The organism is Vibrio crassostreae (genome assembly GCF_041439375.1).
GTDB classification, from domain to species: domain Bacteria; phylum Pseudomonadota; class Gammaproteobacteria; order Enterobacterales; family Vibrionaceae; genus Vibrio; species Vibrio crassostreae_D.
On the sequence record NZ_JBGONY010000026.1, the window covers coordinates 18,627 to 38,819 of the forward strand.

Annotated in this window: 15 protein-coding genes; 6 read left to right on the plus strand and 9 right to left on the minus strand. The window is 45.2% G+C overall.

Annotated elements, in window-relative coordinates; translation table 11 throughout:
• Nucleotides 1–70 precede the first annotated feature (70 nt).
• On the minus strand, nt 71–2,077 hold the full coding sequence (rnb, locus tag ACED45_RS12560) for an exoribonuclease II (RefSeq protein ID WP_371714160.1): 2,007 nt from the start codon (nt 2,075–2,077) through the stop codon (nt 71–73).
• Nucleotides 2,078–2,386: 309 nt separating this feature from the next.
• Between rnb and ACED45_RS12565 the strand changes: the two genes are divergently transcribed.
• Nucleotides 2,387–4,453: a DEAD/DEAH box helicase gene (locus ACED45_RS12565; RefSeq protein WP_371714161.1), complete on the plus strand. Its 2,067-nt coding sequence runs from the start codon at nt 2,387–2,389 to the stop codon at nt 4,451–4,453.
• Nucleotides 4,454–5,168: 715 nt separating this feature from the next.
• Entirely contained in the window at nt 5,169–6,362 is a 1,194-nt protein-coding gene (locus ACED45_RS12570) for an acetate/propionate family kinase (protein WP_048661156.1), read from the plus strand.
• A 157-nt stretch (nt 6,363–6,519) separates the two neighbouring features.
• On the opposite strand, the gene ACED45_RS12575 is transcribed toward ACED45_RS12570, so the two are convergent.
• Nucleotides 6,520–6,735, minus strand: coding sequence for a hypothetical protein (locus ACED45_RS12575; protein ID WP_050648117.1), 216 nt, complete (start codon nt 6,733–6,735; stop codon nt 6,520–6,522).
• Between the two features lie 171 nt (nt 6,736–6,906).
• Between ACED45_RS12575 and ACED45_RS12580 the strand changes: the two genes are divergently transcribed.
• A complete protein-coding gene (locus ACED45_RS12580; RefSeq protein WP_371714182.1) occupies nt 6,907–7,956 on the plus strand; it encodes a cysteine synthase A in 1,050 nt (349 codons plus the stop codon).
• Nucleotides 7,957–8,034: 78 nt separating this feature from the next.
• Here ACED45_RS12580 and ACED45_RS12585 read toward each other — a convergent pair whose 3' ends face one another.
• Nucleotides 8,035–8,601 carry a helix-turn-helix domain-containing protein gene (locus ACED45_RS12585; protein ID WP_371714162.1) on the minus strand — a complete coding sequence of 189 codons (567 nt, stop codon included), beginning with the start codon at nt 8,599–8,601 and terminating at the stop codon, nt 8,035–8,037.
• 97 nt (nt 8,602–8,698) lie between these two features.
• Between ACED45_RS12585 and ACED45_RS12590 the strand changes: the two genes are divergently transcribed.
• Nucleotides 8,699–9,892, plus strand: a complete 1,194-nt coding sequence (locus tag ACED45_RS12590; RefSeq protein ID WP_371714163.1) for a benzoate/H(+) symporter BenE family transporter — start codon at nt 8,699–8,701, stop codon at nt 9,890–9,892.
• Nucleotides 9,893–10,062: 170 nt separating this feature from the next.
• Nucleotides 10,063–10,449, plus strand: a complete 387-nt coding sequence (locus ACED45_RS12595) for a hypothetical protein (RefSeq protein ID WP_371714164.1) — start codon at nt 10,063–10,065, stop codon at nt 10,447–10,449.
• Between the two features lie 128 nt (nt 10,450–10,577).
• On the opposite strand, the gene ACED45_RS12600 is transcribed toward ACED45_RS12595, so the two are convergent.
• Complete coding sequence (locus ACED45_RS12600; protein ID WP_371714183.1) at nt 10,578–11,510, minus strand: LysR family transcriptional regulator; 933 nt, start codon at nt 11,508–11,510, stop codon at nt 10,578–10,580.
• 199 nt (nt 11,511–11,709) lie between these two features.
• On the opposite strand from ACED45_RS12600, the gene ACED45_RS12605 reads away from it, so the two are divergent.
• The gene (locus tag ACED45_RS12605; protein ID WP_108019451.1) at nt 11,710–12,735 is read left to right on the plus strand and encodes a zinc-binding alcohol dehydrogenase family protein; all 1,026 of its coding nucleotides are present in this window, start codon (nt 11,710–11,712) and stop codon (nt 12,733–12,735) included.
• A gap of 168 nt (nt 12,736–12,903) precedes the next feature.
• On the opposite strand, the gene ACED45_RS12610 is transcribed toward ACED45_RS12605, so the two are convergent.
• From ACED45_RS12610 to ACED45_RS12630, 5 genes are read right to left on the minus strand one after another with little or no spacing between them, the layout of a single operon-like run.
• The gene (locus ACED45_RS12610) at nt 12,904–14,106 is read right to left on the minus strand and encodes a type III PLP-dependent enzyme (protein ID WP_371714165.1); all 1,203 of its coding nucleotides are present in this window, start codon (nt 14,104–14,106) and stop codon (nt 12,904–12,906) included.
• The gene (locus tag ACED45_RS12615; protein WP_371714166.1) at nt 14,099–15,964 is read right to left on the minus strand and encodes an IucA/IucC family protein; all 1,866 of its coding nucleotides are present in this window, start codon (nt 15,962–15,964) and stop codon (nt 14,099–14,101) included. Before ACED45_RS12615 ends, ACED45_RS12610 begins: the two co-directional genes overlap by 8 nt.
• Nucleotides 15,936–17,153: an MFS transporter gene (locus ACED45_RS12620; protein WP_371714167.1), complete on the minus strand. Its 1,218-nt coding sequence runs from the start codon at nt 17,151–17,153 to the stop codon at nt 15,936–15,938. Before ACED45_RS12620 ends, ACED45_RS12615 begins: the two co-directional genes overlap by 29 nt.
• Before the next feature lie 6 nt (nt 17,154–17,159).
• Nucleotides 17,160–18,971: an IucA/IucC family protein gene (locus tag ACED45_RS12625; protein WP_371714168.1), complete on the minus strand. Its 1,812-nt coding sequence runs from the start codon at nt 18,969–18,971 to the stop codon at nt 17,160–17,162.
• A complete protein-coding gene (locus ACED45_RS12630) occupies nt 18,968–20,179 on the minus strand; it encodes an ATP-grasp domain-containing protein (protein ID WP_239718844.1) in 1,212 nt (403 codons plus the stop codon). Before ACED45_RS12630 ends, ACED45_RS12625 begins: the two co-directional genes overlap by 4 nt.
• Nucleotides 20,180–20,193 lie beyond the last annotated feature (14 nt).

The following is a 20,193-nucleotide window of genomic DNA, read 5'->3' on the forward strand; positions in this document are numbered from 1 at the left end:
CTTTAGAAGTGAACCTTTGAAGCTTTTAACCTTGAAAGCTCTAACCTTACAAGCCTAACCTTTAAAGGTTTTAAGCTTCAGTTTCGTTTGTCGTTTCAGGCTCGCTAGGCAAGTCCGCAAATACTTGAGTAGGTTTTGCTACTAAGTTGCGGTTTTCCTGATTAACTTCGGAGAGAACTACTTCTAAAACGTCTCCCAGTTTGTATACCATTTCTTTATCGATAGATACAGTACCCATATCTCCGTTGCACTCTATTCTTTCTTTATTATCAAGAATGAAAGAACCAGGGATAAATGCAGCAGCACCATTTTCAAGTAAACGTACACGCATACCTGCACGGTTAATATCGAAGATCTCTGCTTGGAAGCGAGTTTCTTCCGCTGGAGCATTCGCTAGAGTACGAGCATACAACCAATCGCCAACATTACGCTCAGCCATACCGTGGTGACGGCGGTGTAGGGCAAGTTCATCACCAATGGTTTCATCTGGTGTTTGAATTGGCGCTTTACCTAGGATGTGCGCTTTTAGCATACGGTGGTTAATCATGTCGCCGTATTTACGAATTGGAGAAGTCCAAGTTGCGTAAATATCTAAACCCATCGCGTAGTGTGGTGCTGGCTCATTGCTGATCTCGCTATACGCTTGGAATTTACGGATACGATTGTCGTAGTAGCTGTTATCTAAAGAACCTAACCAACGGCGCAGAGTGGCAAAACCTTCTAGAGAAACGATTTGCTCTTCAGTGAACGGTGTTTCCGCTTGCGGGTTTACCAGTTCAAGAACGTCAGATACTTTCTCAGCCTTGAAACCAGAGTGGCAGTTAAACACACCTTGGTTGAAGCTTTCTTTGAGTACTCGGCCCGCACAGATGTTCGCGCTGATCATTGATTCTTCAACCAGTTTGTTTGCGCTACGACGCATGTCAGCGTGGATAGCGACAACATCGTTATCTTCGCTAAGTTCAAAGCGGTAGTCAGGGCGATCTGGGAATACAACAGCGTTTGCTGAGCGCCATGCTGAACGTGCTTGAGCGAATTGGTGAAGGTCAGAAACAATCGCAGCAATCTCTTCTGATGGTTGCCATTTCTCTGATGCACCTGTTTCTAGCCAGTCTGATACGTTATCGTAAGCAAGACGAGCATGAGATTTGATGTTCGCAGCGAAGAAGTTAATGTCATCACCGATAACGCCATCTTTAGATACCGTTACTGTGCAGCAAAGTGCAGGACGAACTTCATTCTCGATCAGTGAACACAAGTTGTCTGCAAGGTCGCGAGGCAACATTGGGATGTTACGACCCGGGAGGTAAATCGTGAAACCACGCTCACGAGCCACTTTATCCATCGCATCATCAGGAGAGATGTAAGCCGTAGGGTCGGCAATCGCTATAGTCAGTTCAAAATCACCGTTCTCTTTCTTCTTCGCGTAAAGCGCATCATCCATATCTTTTGTGCTTTCGCCATCGATAGTCACAAAAGGGACGTGCGTCATGTCTACACGTTCAAGATCGGCGTCATCGTTGATTAGCCAGTTGTCGATGCCTTCAGGTTCGCTGTTTGGGAGGTCGTTTTGTGCCAGCGTTACCCACCAAGGTGCAATCTTGTCGTCAGCGTCTGTGATTTTCTCAGAGATCTGAGCCAAGAAGCCATTGTCACCTTTTAATGGGTGTTGAACGATATGAGCAACAACCCAGTCACCTTCTTTAAGCGTTTCAGGGTTTAGGCCCTTCTTTGCTTTCGCTTTAAGTTGCAGTTTTTTCAGTTGCGGGTGATCAGGAACAACGTTCAATCGGCCTTTGAAAAGCTTAACTCGCGCAATAAAGCGAGTAAGACCTTGTTCAACCAATTCCTCAGGCTCTGCTACTTCGCGCTCTTTCTCGGTGCGAATGATGGCAATCACCTTGTCACCGTGCACACATTTCTTCATGTACGGAGGCGGGATAAAGAAGCTTGTTTTGCTATCAACTTCGAGAAAACCAAAACCTTTTTCAGTGGCTTTGATGGTACCTTCCTTTTTAGGGAGGGTTTCTTGGATTTGCTGCTTGAGCTGAGCGAGTAGAGGATTATCTTGAAACATTTTGACTTTTATCTATCGAGGACAATTGAGCACACTATAATCATTGCGAGGCTTGATTACTACTTAAAGGCGAAGTGAGCGTTAATTAATTGCCCTCTTATTTTACTAGGTCAATTTGCTAGGAGATGGGTGCTGTGACGAGATATTCATCAAGTTTTGACGATATGATAACCAGTATTGATGTAAAAGCGAAAAATATGTGATGTATTTCAATTTTTTCTGGATTTTTTTATGCATTTAGGGAATAATCCGCCTCCCTTAGACGTCCCTAATGGCTTGAAGTGTTTTATTACTGCTTCGTAACTCTGAATGGAATCAGTATCTGATTGGATCAGTATTGGAATTGATAGAGCTCCCGGGACCTTTTGTTTACTTATATATAGTGGGATCCCAATGTCCGAATCTGTAATTCAATTTAATGAATTAGCCCTAAACGATAACATTCTTTCAGCTCTTGATAGCATGGGTTTCGTTTCTCCGACTCCAATCCAAGCAGCAGCTATTCCTCTTCTTCTTGAAGGCCGTGACGCACTAGGTAAAGCACAGACTGGTACTGGTAAAACAGCAGCATTCTCTCTGCCTTTACTTAACAAAATCAACCTGAACCAACACAAACCACAAGCAATCATCATGGCTCCTACTCGTGAGCTAGCGATTCAAGTTGCTGCGGAAATCAAAAACCTTGGCCGTGATATCAAAGGTCTTAAAGTTATTGAAATCTACGGTGGTGCTTCAATTGTTGACCAAATGCGTGCTCTAAGCCGCGGTGCTCACATTGTTGTTGGTACTCCAGGTCGTGTTAAAGACTTACTAACTCGTGACCGTCTACACCTAGATGAAGCACACACATTTGTTCTTGATGAAGCAGATGAAATGCTGAAAATGGGCTTCGTAGATGACGTTACTTGGATCCTAGAGCAAGCTCCAGAATCTGCACAACGTGTACTTTTCTCTGCAACTATGCCTCCAATGGTTAAGACTATTGTTGACCGTTACCTACGTAACCCGGCTAAAGTTGACGTTGCTGGTACTAACCACACAGTTGATAAAGTAGCGCAGAACTTCTGGGTTGTTAAAGGCGTAGAAAAAGACGAAGCAATGTCTCGTCTTCTAGAAACTGAAGAAACTGACGCGTCAATCGTATTCGTACGTACTCGTCAAGACACTGAGCGTCTAGCTGATTGGCTATCTGCACGTGGCTTCAAAGCTGCTGCACTGCACGGTGATATTCCTCAGTCTCTACGTGAGCGTACTGTTGATCACATCAAACAAGGTGTTATCGACATCCTAGTTGCAACTGACGTTGTAGCTCGTGGTCTTGATGTTCCACGTATCACTCACGTATTCAACTACGACATCCCATTCGATGTTGAATCTTACATCCACCGTATTGGTCGTACTGGCCGTGCTGGACGTAAAGGTAAAGCGATCCTACTAGTTCGCACTAACCAAATTCGCATGCTTCGCACAATCGAGCGCGTAACTAAGTCTCAAATGGAAGAAATTCAACTTCCTCTACGTGACCAAGTTGCTGCTGCACGTGTTGCTAAGCTTGGCGCTGAACTTGAAACTGAGAAAGAAAGCAAAGCACTAGAAAACTTTGCAGGTCTTATCTCTACTCTTCAAGAGTCTCTAGAAGTTGATGCTGCTACTCTAGCTGCAATGCTTCTTAAGCGTCAGCAAGGTAAGAGCCCACTATTCTACGTTGGCGAAGACCCAATGATCGCTGCTATTGAGCGTGATAAGAACCGTCGCAAAGAGCGTCGTGAAGATCGTGACAACGGCCGTGACGGTGGTGGTCGCAACTTCAATACTCAAGATTGGGATACTTACCAACTACAAGTTGGCCGTGAGCAAGGCGTTCAGGTTAAAGACATCGTTGGCGCACTAGCAAACGAACTTGGCCTAACTAAAGGTTCTATCGGTGCAATCAAGCTAGACCAAGGTTCTACTTACGTTCAACTGCCAAAAGCAATGAACTCTGAAACTGCTGGTAAGCTGAGCAAACTACGTATTCGTCAAAAAGAAGCTGGCGCTGTTGTTGTTGATTTCAACGACTTCCGTGAGCCTCGTCGTGGCGGCGGCGGTCGTGATGGCAACCGTGGCGGCGGTCGTGGCGGTCGTGATGGTGGCGGCTACCGTGGTAACCGTGATGGTAACCGCGAAGGTGGTAACCGTGAAGGCGGTCGTGGTGGATACCGTGGCAACCGTGATGGTGCTCGCGATGGTAACTCTGCTGGCGGACGTGATGGCGAACGTCGTTTCGACCGTAACCGTGGTGGCGATCACCGTGGTAACTTCCGTGGCGAACGTGGTCATGGTAACGGCAATGGCGGTGGTAACCGTGGTCGTCGTCCAGAGCGCAACGAAGGTTAATCAACCTGTCGCTTAGACTCTTTAGTCTAGACACTGAATTTCAAAGCCGAGCGTAATGCTCGGCTTTTTTGTGCCTGCTATTTGAACTTAAGCCTTTGTTGGCTCGATATACGTAGTCAGCTTACTTCAACTAAGCTTTACGCCTATAACTTATCTGAGTGCCAATAAATTAGCTGTATCGCGTTCTAAGCCTTTACCAAAAGAATGTGCTACAAGATGCTAAAACAAAGAGTGAAGGCTATCTAAGCGACGTTACATGCGCATATTCGAACCGTTGTGCTCGAAGGCAATCAAAAGAAGATCGGCTCTGTCTTTCATTATTCTCAACACACCTGTGATCTTTTTGATGTAAACACTGAGAAATTGAGATTTCGAGTAAGAAGTTGTCGGTAATGCTAAGAAGGCGAAAGGGAAGGGGTGGTTGTTTTCTAGGCGTATTACCTACATTTATTCGAGTCGCTCTAATTAACTCAATCAAGTTAAAAATAACGTGAGCACTCGTTTGCGTTATTTGTTCGCTAACTTTCTTATTCAACTATTTTTTAATTTCGCTCTCAAAATAAATGGTTTGATGACTAAGATCAACTTAATTGTGTTCATTTAGTGATTTCTCCAAAACAAAAGTTGAAAGATTCAAAAATTATTGAATAATGGACTTAACTAAAATTGAAGTAAATACTTCATCCAATTCGTACTGAAACAGGATCCATATCCAATGTCTAATTCGTTTGTTCTGGTTATTAACTCGGGTAGTTCATCCCTAAAATTTGCTGTCATTGATTCTGTTTCTGGTGAAGCAGTATTGAGTGGCCTAGGGGAATGTTTTGGTCTTGAAGATGCTCGCATGAGCTGGAAATATCAAGGCGAGAAAACTGAAATTGCCATTCAAGGTGAGGATAACCACCACAAAATTGCCATTGGCAAACTAGTTGGTCTGATGGAAGATCTAGGCTTCACTGCTGATATCGTTGCTATCGGTCACCGTATCGTTCACGGCGGTGAGAAGTTCACTCAAACCGTTCGTATTACTGAAGAAGTAACGAACGAAATTGAAAGCCTATCTGACCTAGCTCCACTTCATAACCCTGCCGGTGCCATTGGCATCCGTGCTGCGATTGAAGCTTTCCCTTCTCTACCTCAATTTGCTGTATTTGATACGGCTTTCCACCAAACGATGCCACAACGTGCATTCACTGGTGCAATCGCAAAAGAGCTATATACAGACTTCGGCGTACGTCGCTACGGTTTCCACGGTACGAGCCACTACTTCGTTAGCCGTGAAGCTGCGAAGATGGTAAACAAGCCAGTCGAAGAGGCGAGCTTCATCTCTGTTCATCTAGGTAACGGCGCGTCTGTATGTGCAATCAAAGACGGTAACAGTGTTGATACTTCTATGGGTTTCACTCCACTTTCTGGCCTTATGATGGGCACACGTTGTGGTGACTTGGATCCAGGCATCATCGAGTATCTACTCAAGAAAGGTTGGTCACAAGAGCAAGTCTTCAACTCTCTAAACAAGGAGTCTGGTTTCCTTGGCGTGTCTGGCCTTACGAGCGATGCTCGTGGCATTTTAGAGGCAATGGAAGAGGGCCATGAAGGCGCTAAGCTTGCATTTGAGGTGTTTACTTACCGCGTATCAAAGTACATTGCTTCTTACCTTGCAACGTTAGATTCTTTAGACGGCATCATCTTCACTGGTGGTATCGGTGAGAACTCTCTACCAATTCGTCGTGAAATCCTAAACAACCTTAAGATTCTTGGTTTCGTTGAAGATGTAGCGGGTAACGAATCGGCTCGCTTTGGTGCAGAAGGCATCATCGGTAAGTCTGAAATGTTAGACGCAGTAGCAATGGTTATCCCAACCAACGAAGAGTTCGTTATTGCTCAACAGTCGGTAGAACTTCTGTAATTGAAGCTAAAATCAGATAGTTCAAAGCGAGCCCAAGTGGCTCGCTTTTTGGTGTCTAGTTAAGGTGCGTCTGAATGTTTTAGCAGGGGCTATAGCCTACAAGGCGCTTGTCAAACACCTTTAGAACAGAGTTTCTGGTGCTCCGGAATCGCTTAGGTTATTTAGTCCCTGAGCGGTAGTTTGGATCTGTCCAGCATCTAGGTAACTCTTCACCTGACATAAACATCAGTTCGGACTTTTTAAAAATCTCAGGGTCTTGCTGCTCTTCACCAGCTTGAAACCGACCTTCGATACTGTCCTGGAATAAGTTGGTTAATTTGGTCATTTCAGTAACATCTACGAGGTCACCGCTCTTTTTCTCTTTTAGAAACATCTTATTTACCCTCAATCTAATCGATCACCCCTAATTATAATTGTTATTTGGAAAATGAAAGTGTTTTCAATTCCGGCACTTCTTGACTAAGCAGGTCTCAGAGCTACGCTTATGATCATCGACAAACCAATCGAAGAACAAACCTATCCTCAACAAATAAACGGAGTCGCGATGTCATCTGCCCATATTGCAAACAATCTCAGCGAACTGATTGGCGATACCGATCTTGTTAGAATCAACAGTCTTTCAGAGATATCAGGTTGTGAGATTCTTCTTAAGTGCGAACACCAGAACCCGGGTGGTTCGATTAAAGATAGAGCAGCTCTTCAGCTTGTTAAGGATGCTGTAGAAGCTGGCAAGCTTAAGCCTGGGATGACAATCGTTGAAGGTACCGCAGGAAATACGGGGATCGGCCTTGCTCTAGTGGCTAAATCTCTCGGTTACAAAATGTTGGTGGTGATGCCAAAAGGGCAGGCACAAGAGAAAGAGCGTATGATCTCGCTTTATAACGCTGAACTGTTATTGGTCGACCCTTGTCCGTTTGCAAACCCTGAACACTTTTACCACATGGCCAAGCGGATTGGCGTTGAAAATGAGAATTATTGGTGGGCAGATCAGTTCGAAAATCTCAGTAATTATCGAGCGCACTATTTAAATACGGGACCGGAGATCTGGCAGCAAACACAAGGTAATATTGATGCTCTAGTTTCAGTGGTGGGGACGGGGGGAACCATTGCTGGAAATTCACACTATCTATCTGAGCAGCAACCCAATCTCGAAACTTGGTTAGTTGACCCAAATGGGTCCGGCATTTATTCATTTCTCCGTAATGGACACTATCAATCAACGGGAAGCTCGTTCACGGAAGGCATAGGGATCATGCGGACGGTTGAAAATTTCAGGCAGGCAAAAATCAATCGTGCAATCACTCTGCCCGATCAGGATTTAGTTACAATATCTCGCCTTGTTGCGGAGCATGACGGTATTCTTCTAGGAAGCAGTTCGTCATTGAACGTAGCTGGGGCGCTATACGCTGCGGCTAGAATGGGGGAAGGGAAAACCATCGTTACATTTAGCTGTGACCTTGCTGAGCGCTCGTATTCGAAGCTGCACAACGAAGCTTTTCTAAAAGAAAAAGAGATACAGCTCAATAAAGAAAACCTCTCTCAACTATGGGCTCGTTATCAAGCCGAAGATGGCAGCATGGTCGTCAACGTATAGTCGTTCAAAAGTAATACTGGTCAGTGGTTTGACAGCTCTTTCGTTAGCGCTAAACATCCGTTAGCGGTAAATCTGGCACTATTGCTTGTTATTAGGGTAGTGAATTACATTATGGAACACCGCATTGTCTCCACCGATATTTTTGTAGCCATGGTTCTGGTTAGCATTGAAGCGAACGGCTTGTCCTGCGTGTAGCGTATGCCACTCTCCATCAAACATCACGGCTAGCTCTCCCGATATGCATAAGATGTGCTCGGTGACGCCTGTGTTATGTGGTGCGGATTCATGCTGGTAATCGGGTGCTAGGGTGAGTTCGAAGATTTCAAACCCTAGTGCTTCCTCAAAAGGAAACAACAAACTGACGAAAAAGCCAATGTTGTATTCCTCATGTCTTAGTTCGTTTGCATCTCTGAATAAACTCGTCAGTTCACTGTTTGGGCTAGCCGCGATAAAATTCGAAAGTGACACCTCGAACCCAGAAGCTATCTGCCAAAGCTTAGCGACTGTCGGGCTGGATTCTCCACGTTCAATTTGTCCTAGCATTGCTTTGCTCACGCCAGTTTCTTTCGCTGTTTTGTCTAAGCTCCAGCCTTTTTCTTGGCGAAGGCGTTTCAAGTTAACGCCAACTTTAATTTCTGTTTGCATATTTTCTCTACAAGTTTTTACAAATAAGTTGTGCGTTATAGCGCACAGTGCTAGGTTTGGTCTATGGACGTTATAACGCACGCAGGAAGAGATTAACATGACTAAGCTAAAATTTTCTCACGTCAGTACCGGCTTTATCGCTGTTTTCATTGGTTATGCGAGCGCCGCGGCGATTATTTTCCAAGCGGCAATGAGTGCTGGAGCAACTGAAGAGCAAGTGGCGTCATGGTTTTGGGCGTTGGGAATTGGCATGGGCGTAACCACAATACTGCTTTCGTTTCATTACAAGAAGCCTGTGGTTACAGCGTGGTCGACGCCTGGAGCGGCGTTGTTAATCACATCTCTTGAAGGGCTGACAATGAATCAGGCTGTGGCCGTGTTTTTGTTCAGTTCGATGTTGATCACGTTAGTTGGATTGGCGGGGATATTTGAGAAAGTCCTAAAACAGATCCCAACATCGATTGCCTCTGCGATGCTCGCGGGGATTCTATTGCAATTCGGTTTGGGTTTGTTCACGTCGCTAATGGAAGAGGCACAAGTCGTAGCGGTCATGCTCGCTGTATTTATTCTGGCGAAAGCGCGGTTAGGAAATTTACTGATCCCAAGCATTTTCATTATCGCACTGGTTATGTGTGTGGGTTTTGGCAAACTCGATGTCAGTCAGGTGACTATGGGATTAACGACCCCGGTGTTCATTACGCCCGATTTTGAGTTCTTTTCGTTGTTCAGTGTCGGTATCCCACTGTTTATAGTGACGATGGCTTCACAGAACTTACCGGGATTTGCGGTTCTAAAAGCGAATGGATACCAAGTCGATTCATCGAAGATCATTACCACCACCGGGGTGACAGGTTTGATTTTCGCGCCGTTTGGTGGCTTTGCGTATAACCTTGCAGCGATTACGGGAGCTATTTGCATGGGCCCGAATGCGGATAGTAATCCAAATACACGTTATATGGCGGGGATCTCGATGGGCGTATTTTATCTGTTAGCTGGAGTGATGGGGATGTCATTTGTATCGCTGTTTAGCGCAGTGCCTTCCGAGATTGTCATTGCGGTTGCTGGCTTAGCGGTGATGCCCACCTTGATGAATTGTCTTGCGGTATCAATGGCAGACAGTCACCACCGAGAACCCGCACTGCTTACTTTCTTATTCACTGCTTCTGGTACCAATTTACTGGGAATCGGCAGTGCATTTTGGGGGCTGTGCATCGGGTTGTTTTGTTGCTGGTTACACAATTACAAAGCTAAGTCGCGTGGAGCAAGCGAGGCTTCGCAAACTTCACCGTAATGAGATGATCCCTCAAATGAGCGAAGCCTTAAATTTATCAGTCGTCATCATGGTGTTCTGTACTTGGTACAAATATTCAGATCGAACCAACCTTAGGTTGTGATTGAGATAGTAATTTGCTACAAAACGCGCATAATCTCGCTATACAACATTTAAAGAAGAATTTACCTATGACTACCTTTCAATACTACTTTCACCAACTGCCTTGCTTCGACTGTAAAAAAACGACGGTAAGTACAGATCTTGGTTGGTTAACGCCTGCGATGAAAGATGATGCAATCGCACAAGTGACGGCGACACTCGCACAAGGTGAGGTTACTCCAGATCTTTCAGCAAACGTGGTTTGTACTAAAGATGAAGCTCGCGAGTACTTACTGCTTAACTTTTTTGGTTATTCAGAAGAAGAGTTAGCAAGCGGCATCGAAGCGGATGATGAAAAAGAAGTCGCTGATGAAATCGCAGAACTACTAGAAGAAGGTAAAGACACAATCACCTTCGAACATGAAATTGCGCTTCAGTGCTGTGCTGACTGCGATGTTGAAGACGAGTCAAACTAAGCACTCGTATTAGACGATATACCCATCAATATGGTGTGATGTTCAAATGATTAAAGGCGTTAGTGGCTTAAAAGTTCACTAGCGCCTTTTTTGTATCTCTATTTCTTATCTCTAAGCTGCATTAGGCTTTATGATGCTTTGTTTTCTATAATGCCTTGCTCATTGAGTTGTGAAAGGATCTCTGAGGTTTTCTCTCTGAATAAATCTCTTAATAGACGCACCGTCGGGGTAATGGATTGGCGACTTGGACACACTAACCACAACTCGGTAGGTGTCGGCTTAAATTCAGGCATAATTTTAATAACTTCACCTGAAAGCAGATGAGGTGACATGTCTAGACAAGATTTTATTGCCACTCCTTTTCCTGCGATACACCAACGTCTTACAAGGTCTGCGTCGTTCGAAGCGCGATTTCCTTTTAGTTTCACTTTATGATCTTGGGTACCATCGTTAAACACCCACTCGTCTTGCAACATGTCATGGAGTTGGTAAAGCAAACCATTGTACTGAGCTAAGTCTCTCGGGTGTTTTGGTGTTCCCATTTCAGCCAAGTATTCAGGAGCCGCACACAATACCCTCGGCACGTCGCATATCTTAAAACCATACATGTTGGCATCGGTCGGGGATCCGTAGCGCAGCGCCATATCGACGGAATCTCGGTAGAAATCGATATTGCTATCGCTGATGCTAGTACGAAGCGTCGCCTTTGGATATTCAAGTAAGAACTCATCAAGCCAAGGTGTAACTAGGTTGCGCCCTAGATCCGATGAAAGCGCTATACGAATTTCACCGTCAACAATACCGAGTTCCTCGCGCATGTTGAGCTTCGCTTGCTCTAACAATTTCAAGGCTTGTTCGCATTCAGGCAAATAACGCTCACCTGCTGAAGAGAGCCTTAAATGGCGAGTGGTTCTTACAAACAGCTCAGCGCCCAGTGCGGCTTCAACACGTTTGACGGCAGCGCTCGCGGTGGCAGTACGCATATCAAGGTTGGTGGCTGCAGCGGTGATACTGCGAAACTCCGCTACCTTTAAAATCACTTGTAGGTCTTCAAGAAGCATTTCGTTTCCCTGTTCTGAACCTTGAATCGGTTGTTTTGTTACCGATAAATTAGGCATTTTCTAATTACTAATCTTAGTATTTTGTCAGCGCATATACATCTTATTATCAAAAGTTATTTGATAATAATTCAAATATTAGGCTGTTTATCTAAAGAGAAAAGTCTCTAAGCTTCAATTGTCGAATTTAAGGAGAAGTATCATGTCATTACCATTAACAATGAAAGCAATCGGATTTACTCAGTCACTAGCGATTACAGAACAAGAAAGCCTATTTGAATTTGAAACGAGCCTACCGGAAATAAAAGAGAATGACTTGTTGGTAAAAGTGAGTGCGACTTCTATCAACCCTGCTGACGCAAAAATTCGTATTCGTAATGCCAAAGGCAAAACACTCGAACAACCAAAAGTGCTGGGCTATGACGCAGTCGGCGAAGTTGTTGGTAAAGGTGCTGACGTTGAAGGCTTCGAAGTCGGTGACCGTGTGTACTATGCGGGTGACGTAACACGTATGGGTGCTAACGCAGAATACCAAGCTGTGGACTACCGTATTGCCGCTAAAGCGCCTAAGAGCCTTTCAGATGAAGCTGCAGCAGTGATGCCACTAGCAACACTGACTGCATGGGAAGCATTGTTTGACCGCCTACGTGTTCGTCCAGAAGATAAAAAGTCTATTCTGATCATTGGTGGAGCGGGCGGTGTAGGTTCGATCACTATTCAACTGGCTAAGCAGCTGACCAACCTAAAAGTTATCGCAACAGCTTCAAGACCTGAAACGGAACAATGGGTAAGGGATATGGGAGCGGATTATGCGGTGAACCACCGTAACCTTGTCGAGTCAGTGCGAGAGCAGGGCATTCAACATGTCGACTACATCTTCAATGTTGCTGATACAAAAGGGCACTGGGATGCGATGGTTGAGTTGATCGCACCACAAGGCATGATTAGTTCGATTGTTGAATTTGACGGTGGCATTGACTTATCAGCGCTGCAAGGCAAATCAGCGGGCTTTATTTGGGAGCTGATGTTCACGCGTTCACTGTTTAACACCGACGATATCCAGAAGCAGCAAGACATCTTATTCCAAGCTGCGAATCTGATTGATGCTGGTCGAATTAAATCGACGCTAACCACGACCCTAGATGGCTTTAGTGTGGATACAATTAAAGATGCACACCAACGTATTGAAAGCAGTGCCTCGATTGGTAAAACAGCCATCAAATACTAGTCTTTGATGTTTGAGTCTGTAGTTGTTTGGTAAAAGGACTACGATAAACATAGAAAGGCGTTAGCAGACCTGAGTTTGCTAACGCCTTTTTTATTTTGTGGTCTTAGCTAGCTCCACGGAGTTTCAACTCAACCCGTCAGTTAGAAACCATAGAGCACGGCGGAGTGCTTAGAAATAATGAAACACCGGAGGTTCATGCATTAAGAAGTTTTGATGCGAGATGTTCCAAGCATAAGCGCCTGCTAGGGTGAACACCACATAGTCACCGATATCGATTTGCTCGATATGTTGCTTTCGTGCCAGAACATCTTTTGGAGTACAAAGCTGTCCAACCAACGTGGCTTTAGCATGGTTTATCGGATGTGAAATGGTGGGTTGTTGATTACTTTTCACGATAGCAAAAGGGTGGTCATGGTTTTGTGCAGCCGGCGTACGGAAATGATGTGTTCCACCACGAGCAATCACGAAGTTCTCACCAAGGTTTTGCTTGATATCCAGTACCTCCATCACGTAATAGCCGCACGGTGCTGAGATATAGCGGCCACATTCAAAACGTAGCTTCCAGTCTTGCAGATGTTCTTTAGCAATCAAGAACTCCAATTTGTCGCAGAACTCTATCCAAGGAAAGTGTTGCTTCGGGTTTTGGTAATTGATTCCCATACCGCCACCAAGGTTGATGATCAGCTCATCGAGTGAGAATGTCTTTTGCCACTCTTTGACGACTTGGAAATAGCGTTGCATCAAGGCGAGGTGGCGATCGACTTCAAGTTGATGCGACATTAAGTGGAAGTGGAAGCCTTTTAACTTTATCAAGGGAAAGTCGCGCAGATACATCAAGGCGTTATTGAGTTCACCCTCATCGAGCCCAAACGGAGTGGGTTTTCCGCCCATGGCTAACTTGCTAAGTGTGATGTCACCAATGTCTATGTTCATACGCAAGAAGATCGAAGCAGGTCGATTCAATCTCTGAGTTAAAGCACCAATGCGTTGTAACTCAGTGAGGCTCTCTACATGAATCGCATCAACATCGAGTTCAATTGCTTGCGCTAGTTCACTTGGCATTTTCCCTGGGCCACCAAAGATCAGTGGTTTATTGAGTTGTTGTTGGTGGAGGTGTGTAAGCTCTCCGCCTGATGCCGCTTCGAAACCATCAACATAAGGGGCTAAAGTACGCAGTATTGGCGCTGAAGGGTTCGCTTTCGCGGCGTAAAATAGCTCTACGTTTTTTGGCAATACATGGCGCATCTGCTTAATGTGCTGCTCCAATGCATCGAGATCATAAAGATAAGCACATAATGGTTGAGTTTGTTGCTTGGCCAATTGGTGTATTTCTTGGTGGATGTTCTCAGGAAGTTGAGGCGAATTAAGCATGGTGAGCTCCTCTTTTATGAGTCGGCCAAGGTGCTGCTACTTGGGTGTACCCAGACTCTTTATCGGCATTTTTCATCAAACGTGTTGTGAAGTTGTTTTTGCTAGGGAAATGACCATCGTTAAGCAATGCCATTAGTTCGGGTTGCTGACCATTGATCGACTGCCAACGGATGATTGCGTCTTTTAAAGTTCCCCATAACGTATTTTCAAGTGCTGAGTCCCCCTCAGCGATAAAGAAAATCGCCTCACTGATATTGTTAATGAAGGTGCAATAGCCGATACGGTTCCAACCTTGCTCACGGCTGTAGTACACCGATTGACGAGCACGCTCTGAAAGTTGCTGAAGAGTCTCTGATGGCCAAAACTCGGGTAGTAGCTTGGTGCCTTCTAAGTCTCGAATCCATACACAGCATGGCATGTCTTTTTCAAATCCAATCAACGTATTTTGTAAATGAGGTTCAAATGCAACTCCATGCTTGAAGTAGTAGTTAAAAACGCCTGGAATCAAACAATGCAGATAGCGCTCAAACCACAGTGTGGCGACATTTTCATATTGGCTTTGTGTTGTTTGCGCTTTGTGTTTGAGTTGAGTGGCGATGCAACTGTTCCCGTCCGTGTCGTAAGCAAAGAGCGCACCCGCTAACGTTGGCTGCAAAATATCGGTTTCGCTTAAAGTGAAATTCTCTCTATATAAAATACCAAATGACTCTCGAGCCTTAATAACATCAGCATGTTCTTGTTCAGCCACAGATTCTAGATTCAATGTGGTTGCGTAAGGCTCTGTCATTACCTTGAAGACAGGGTTACGTAACTGCTCACCCTCTTTGATTGGGTGCAGAATCGAGGTTAATTGAACGGCACTATCGAGCTCATACCATGCGTTCTTACGTACACAGTTGGTTAAACGTACATTGATAGAGAACTTAGCAAACCAATCCATGTCTGGGTGATACAGAGTGCGCACGGATGAGGTGGGTAAGAGTTTCTCACCACCTAATCCAAGCGGGATGATTTTGCCTTGTTCAATGGCCGTTTTGACCACTGGGTTTTGCAAAAGTGTGTAACTTTCCCAAGGGTGACAAGGGTAAAGAATAGTACCTGCTGAATTGTTTTCATCAGGTGCAAGTTGTTCAAGCATGGTCGTTGGTGAGGTTCGGTTATCTGAACTCAAGACGTCGAGCAACGCGGTGTCGACTTTAAACCAATACAGGGGAACCTTAGCGCCAACCTCAGGGGAACACGCTAGCAGATCATCGATACTGACACCTGAACGACTCTTTGGCGTTGGATGAAAAGTATGTCCCCAAAGTAACGATTGCTCTGATGCGATAAACGCATTGTGATGCTGAGGTGAGTTGTCTGAGTTTAGGAACTGCTCGGTAATCAACAAACTGTTTTCCATTTGCTCGACCAACTCGTGATTGAATGGAATCGTCAGCATTTCTTTTAGGTAACTGAGTAGAAGCGTCAGGGTTTGAGTTGCGTCCAATTTGCACCAAGCTGCACCGGGCATTTTAGCCCAAGGTGTATCACTGAGCTTCACTTTCCCCAGTTTACAGGTGTACTCAACGGGTAAAACCATCAGACCATTTTTCTGAGGTTGATCTTGGTGAGGTAGGTGAATGGCCACGCGTTGGTGAGCGTTGTAGTTTCTTTTCAAAGTTTGAGGCAGAGAGGCAGAACTGTAGCACCAATCAACCTGTTCATTGGGTATTGCGTATTCACGTAAGTAACAGTTCACTACACCCATGATGGTATTGAGTTGGGCTTTTTCTCGGTTTAGCAGTACTTTTTTACGATTTTGAAGAACTTGGTCTTCAGCGGAGTATTCACTTGGAGATAATTGAGTCTGTAACATGTTGATGTCCAAATTTTGAATGGATGATCAGCGCGATAGCTGTAATGCCACTGACCAACATAGAAAGTATGAAAGGAACCTCAAGCCAGCCCTGGCTTGATATGAAAGACGCGCTCAACCCAGCCGCAACGCCACCCCATTTAGACATAGCATCAAAGCGCGAAAATACTCTGCCGCTTTGTCGTCGATCAATTTGGTTTGCTAACGCTTGATGTAAGCCGTGATAACAGCAAACCATGCCAAGTCCAAAAACAATACGAGCAATAATCAACACTTCTTGATAAGGAGTGAGATGCATTGCGGCACTGAGTGAAAGCAAACTAAAGCCCAGCCATAAAGTACGCTGCGCTTGATTGCGTTCAAGCTGGTGGCGATCAATCCGTTCTGAGAACAGATGAACTTTCCCTGCAAAGACGAGATAAACACCATGTGGGAGGGCATACAAAAATCCAATCCACGCTTGGCTTGTCACGCCATATTGCTGCATATAAGGCGAGAAATAAGGGAACGTGACGACCATGGCGAAAGCAAAACTGAACTGCGCGCCAAACACCCAATAAAGCGTATTTAACGAATTGACTTGGCTGCATTGAGCTTTATCCGATGCCTGATCTTTTACAATCCCCTTAGATTTCGCTAAGTCATCAATGGGTAATGTTAAGGTGATCACTAGCGCGAATAGCGGCAAAGCGGACAGCCACAGATACGCGTTCAGCGGGTTTGTTTCCGATAAACTCCAGCCAAGCCCAATCGGAGCAATAATTAGCGCCAGACGGGCAGAAAGCTGAGTTTTATTGAGTGACTTACCGAGTGCTTTCGCATCGTTGATTTGACTGGATAAGTAGCTGTTTGAGGCGGCCATGGTGCCACCAAAGGTTCCTTGAATGATAAGACCAAACACAAACATTGCGAGGTTATCGGCTAAGCCACACAGCGCGAAGCCTGCTGCAAGCCCGAGTTGAGCACGCAATAGAGATCGACGTCTGCCATATTTATCAGCAAACTGACCCCAAAAGCGCGCCGCAACGGCAGTGCAAAAGGTCGGCAAAATAAACAGTACCCCCGCCCAATCCGAAGTAATGTTTGCATCCAGTGTTGGCAATACCATCGGCAAAAACAGCGGCATTCCTAAGGCTGCAAACGCGGCGATAAAGTGGCTTAAAAGCACGCAATAGATGAGTTTGGTCATGATGGGTTAACTCACGCTCTGCTTGATGTTTTCAAGGTAAGCGTGTTGTGCGTCTTCGCTGGTTAGCCACAAAAAGTTCGGTGCTGAGAAGCCATAAAATTTATTGATATCGCTTGCGCCAGATGCCTCTTTAGACAACAAGCTCCCCGAGCTCAATAGATACTTAGCGTATAGGTTGGGTGATTCAAACAACATCTCGTTTGCGAGCTTGGTGTTGTCTCCTTGTTTGTCCAACTGGCTAAGCTGTTGGGAGAGGCTATTGGCGACCATTTCATACAGGTAAGCTGACGTGGCGATTCCTTTCGTCGCCATTGCTTCCACAATCGCGGCAATGTCTAACTGCAAAGTAATGGTGGTAAACATCTGACCAAGAGCAAGCTCGCTGTCTACTGTGATGCGTTGATCTAAAAGGTGATCGCATTTTACAGGCGATTGTTGCTCAAACGTTTGGAAACGCTCTGGCCAAATACGCGCTGCATCGTTGTCTTTCATGGCTAAGGTCATCTTACCTTGCTCATCGAATGCGATGATGGCGTTCTGTTGGTTAGACTCCAAAGCGATACCGTAACGAATCCACAATGTAAGGTGCACTTTGCATAGCAGATCAACGTAATCTTTAAACCAAGTCAGCGTATCTTGCTGATAATACTGCTCGGCGAGATGTTCTAAGAACAAACGTCCATCAGGCATTGGACTAGCAAGGGCAGCCACAGGCACCAGTGCTTTGTCTTGGAAGTAGCTCCGCGGGTATTCACGCACAATATAAGCAAAGGTCTTATCGTCTCCAACATGGCCGCAATGTTTCTCATTACAATGGAAAAGTGTGCCGTGTAAGTCTTGATCTGTTTGTTCTAAGTGCGTCAATAAACGTTCAAACCAATGCCCATCATAAAGTGTGGGTGGTTTAATTAGGCGAATGTTTTTAGTACCTAAAGACCGCATGATCAGCGGCACCTTGATGTGGATCTGTGGTGCTTGATTCACGACCACAGTACGTACTGATAAAGTTGGAGTCACCTCTAGGTATGCAACCGGAGCTTTGATAACACCGTCAGGAAGTCCATCAAGACTCCTTAGTGTCAATGGATGTGCGGGGAATAACTCATGGCTAAGAGCAAAGTCGGCGGGCAGACCCACTTGCTCCATCGTTGGCCAACATTCAGGTGGTGGACTGGTCAATGTAACCAGTGACTTTTCGATTGCGAGCCAACGAAGTTCAAAGCTTTGTGCAAATTCTGGCGCAAATTGTTCTAGATCGTGATCGCTTAAACCGAACTTAGCACGTGCTGTCGGGTAGTAAGGGTGGTCAAGATAGGATGCGATTTGATCGGCACGCAATAGCTTTTGCTCCCAACGCTCTAGTTGAGAAATCGGCAGCATGAGTGATTCGGATTGCTGACTGAAGGCGCTATCACACAATTCCTTGTGTTTTTCTGCGCATTCGAGTTCTTGTAAATAACCATCTAATAACGAATGCGAGCTTTCGTGAGCACCTGCTTTCAATAATTCGATCCAATCTTGATAGTGCAGCTGTGCTTCAACGACACCATTTCTCTCGATGAGCCAACCATCACCTTTCGAACCATCTGTTTGGCCGTATACCCAACGCTGCATGTAATAGCTCGGAGTAACGGGCAAGTAGAGTGTAAAGTCTGAACCCGCAAAAATAGCCCAAATTTGATTACGAGGATAAGAAGATAACTTGAGTGAACTCGGGAGCTGAGATTCAAATCGGCTTTGAGAAACTAATCCGAACAAATCTTCACGTAAGCAAGTATCGACTAAGCGTTGAGTGAGGTATAACGCGTTTTCATTCATGCTGTTACCTCGTTTTTTGATGTTAGATTGAAGCGAGAGATTGTCTGTTGTAGTGCGGGTTCTAGAGTTTGACCAGAAGGGGAAACGACCGAAATTCTCGCTAAGTAATCCTTGTTGGAATAACTTTGTTGGAACGTCTCACCAACCTTTTTAAGCACTTGCTGCTGAATGACAATATCGCCCTCTTGGTGAATGAAAGAGGCTGATGAGCCTTCAATTAAACCGCTTTGTTTGGCCACTACATAGTGCACATGGGCACTGCCATCAATACGAAATGTAGGGTCAAGCTTGTGACCCAAGTGAAGATTTAAGATGGTATTGAACCAATTCCCGCCACTGAGGTTATCAAGCAAAAATTCCCGGCCATCACCAATACTTCGATAGTTGATCTCGACCAGTACCGGCCCCGAATCTGTGATGATGAACTCGCTATGACAGACACCAAACCCCACCCCGAACTCTTGAAGCTGACGTATACATTCATCACGGTAGTGCACGCTGTTAATACCATTCCAACTCGCCGCTGTTTCGATGAAGTAAGGTGGCGCAGAGAGTTCTACATCGAACCCACCAAGTGCGATCAAATTTTCCCCGTCGCCGATGGTTTCGACAGTGATAAGCGGACCTTGTAAAAACGCCTCAACTAAAATGGGAGTAGTAGGGTACTTTTGCCAAAACGCATCGCAATAGTTATCCAGCTCAGCCGCAGAATCGCAGCGCTGCACGTCTAAACTAGCCACGCCTTCCTTGGGCTTCGCAACGACAGGAAAATCGAAATCGAATATAGGAGCGCTCTCTCGACTTAACAAAACACTTCGAGTATTAGGTAACGATTTTTCGTTGAGAACCTGACGAGTTAAGTATTTGTTTTTCGCCTTAATCGTCACGTTCCAATCTTTAGCGGGTAAACCAAAGAACTGTGCACAGATTGCAGTGGAAGTTTGTAGGTGGTCGCTATTACTGAAAACAGCATTAGGCGCTAGATTTTTCTCGGTGATGATTTCGATGAGTTCAAGAGGGTTGAAGACATCGCATTCTAAAATTTCATCGGGATTAAAGCGCTCATCATCATTGCTCAATTTCAGGTGGTTGAGCTTGTGATCTGTGATCAAAACGACGTGAAGACCCATCGCCTTTGCGGTAGGTACGAAGCCGTGAGTGACTGCATCATTCACGACGTGACTTACGATAATAATCGTAGATTTCATGGGGCTTTCCTAAT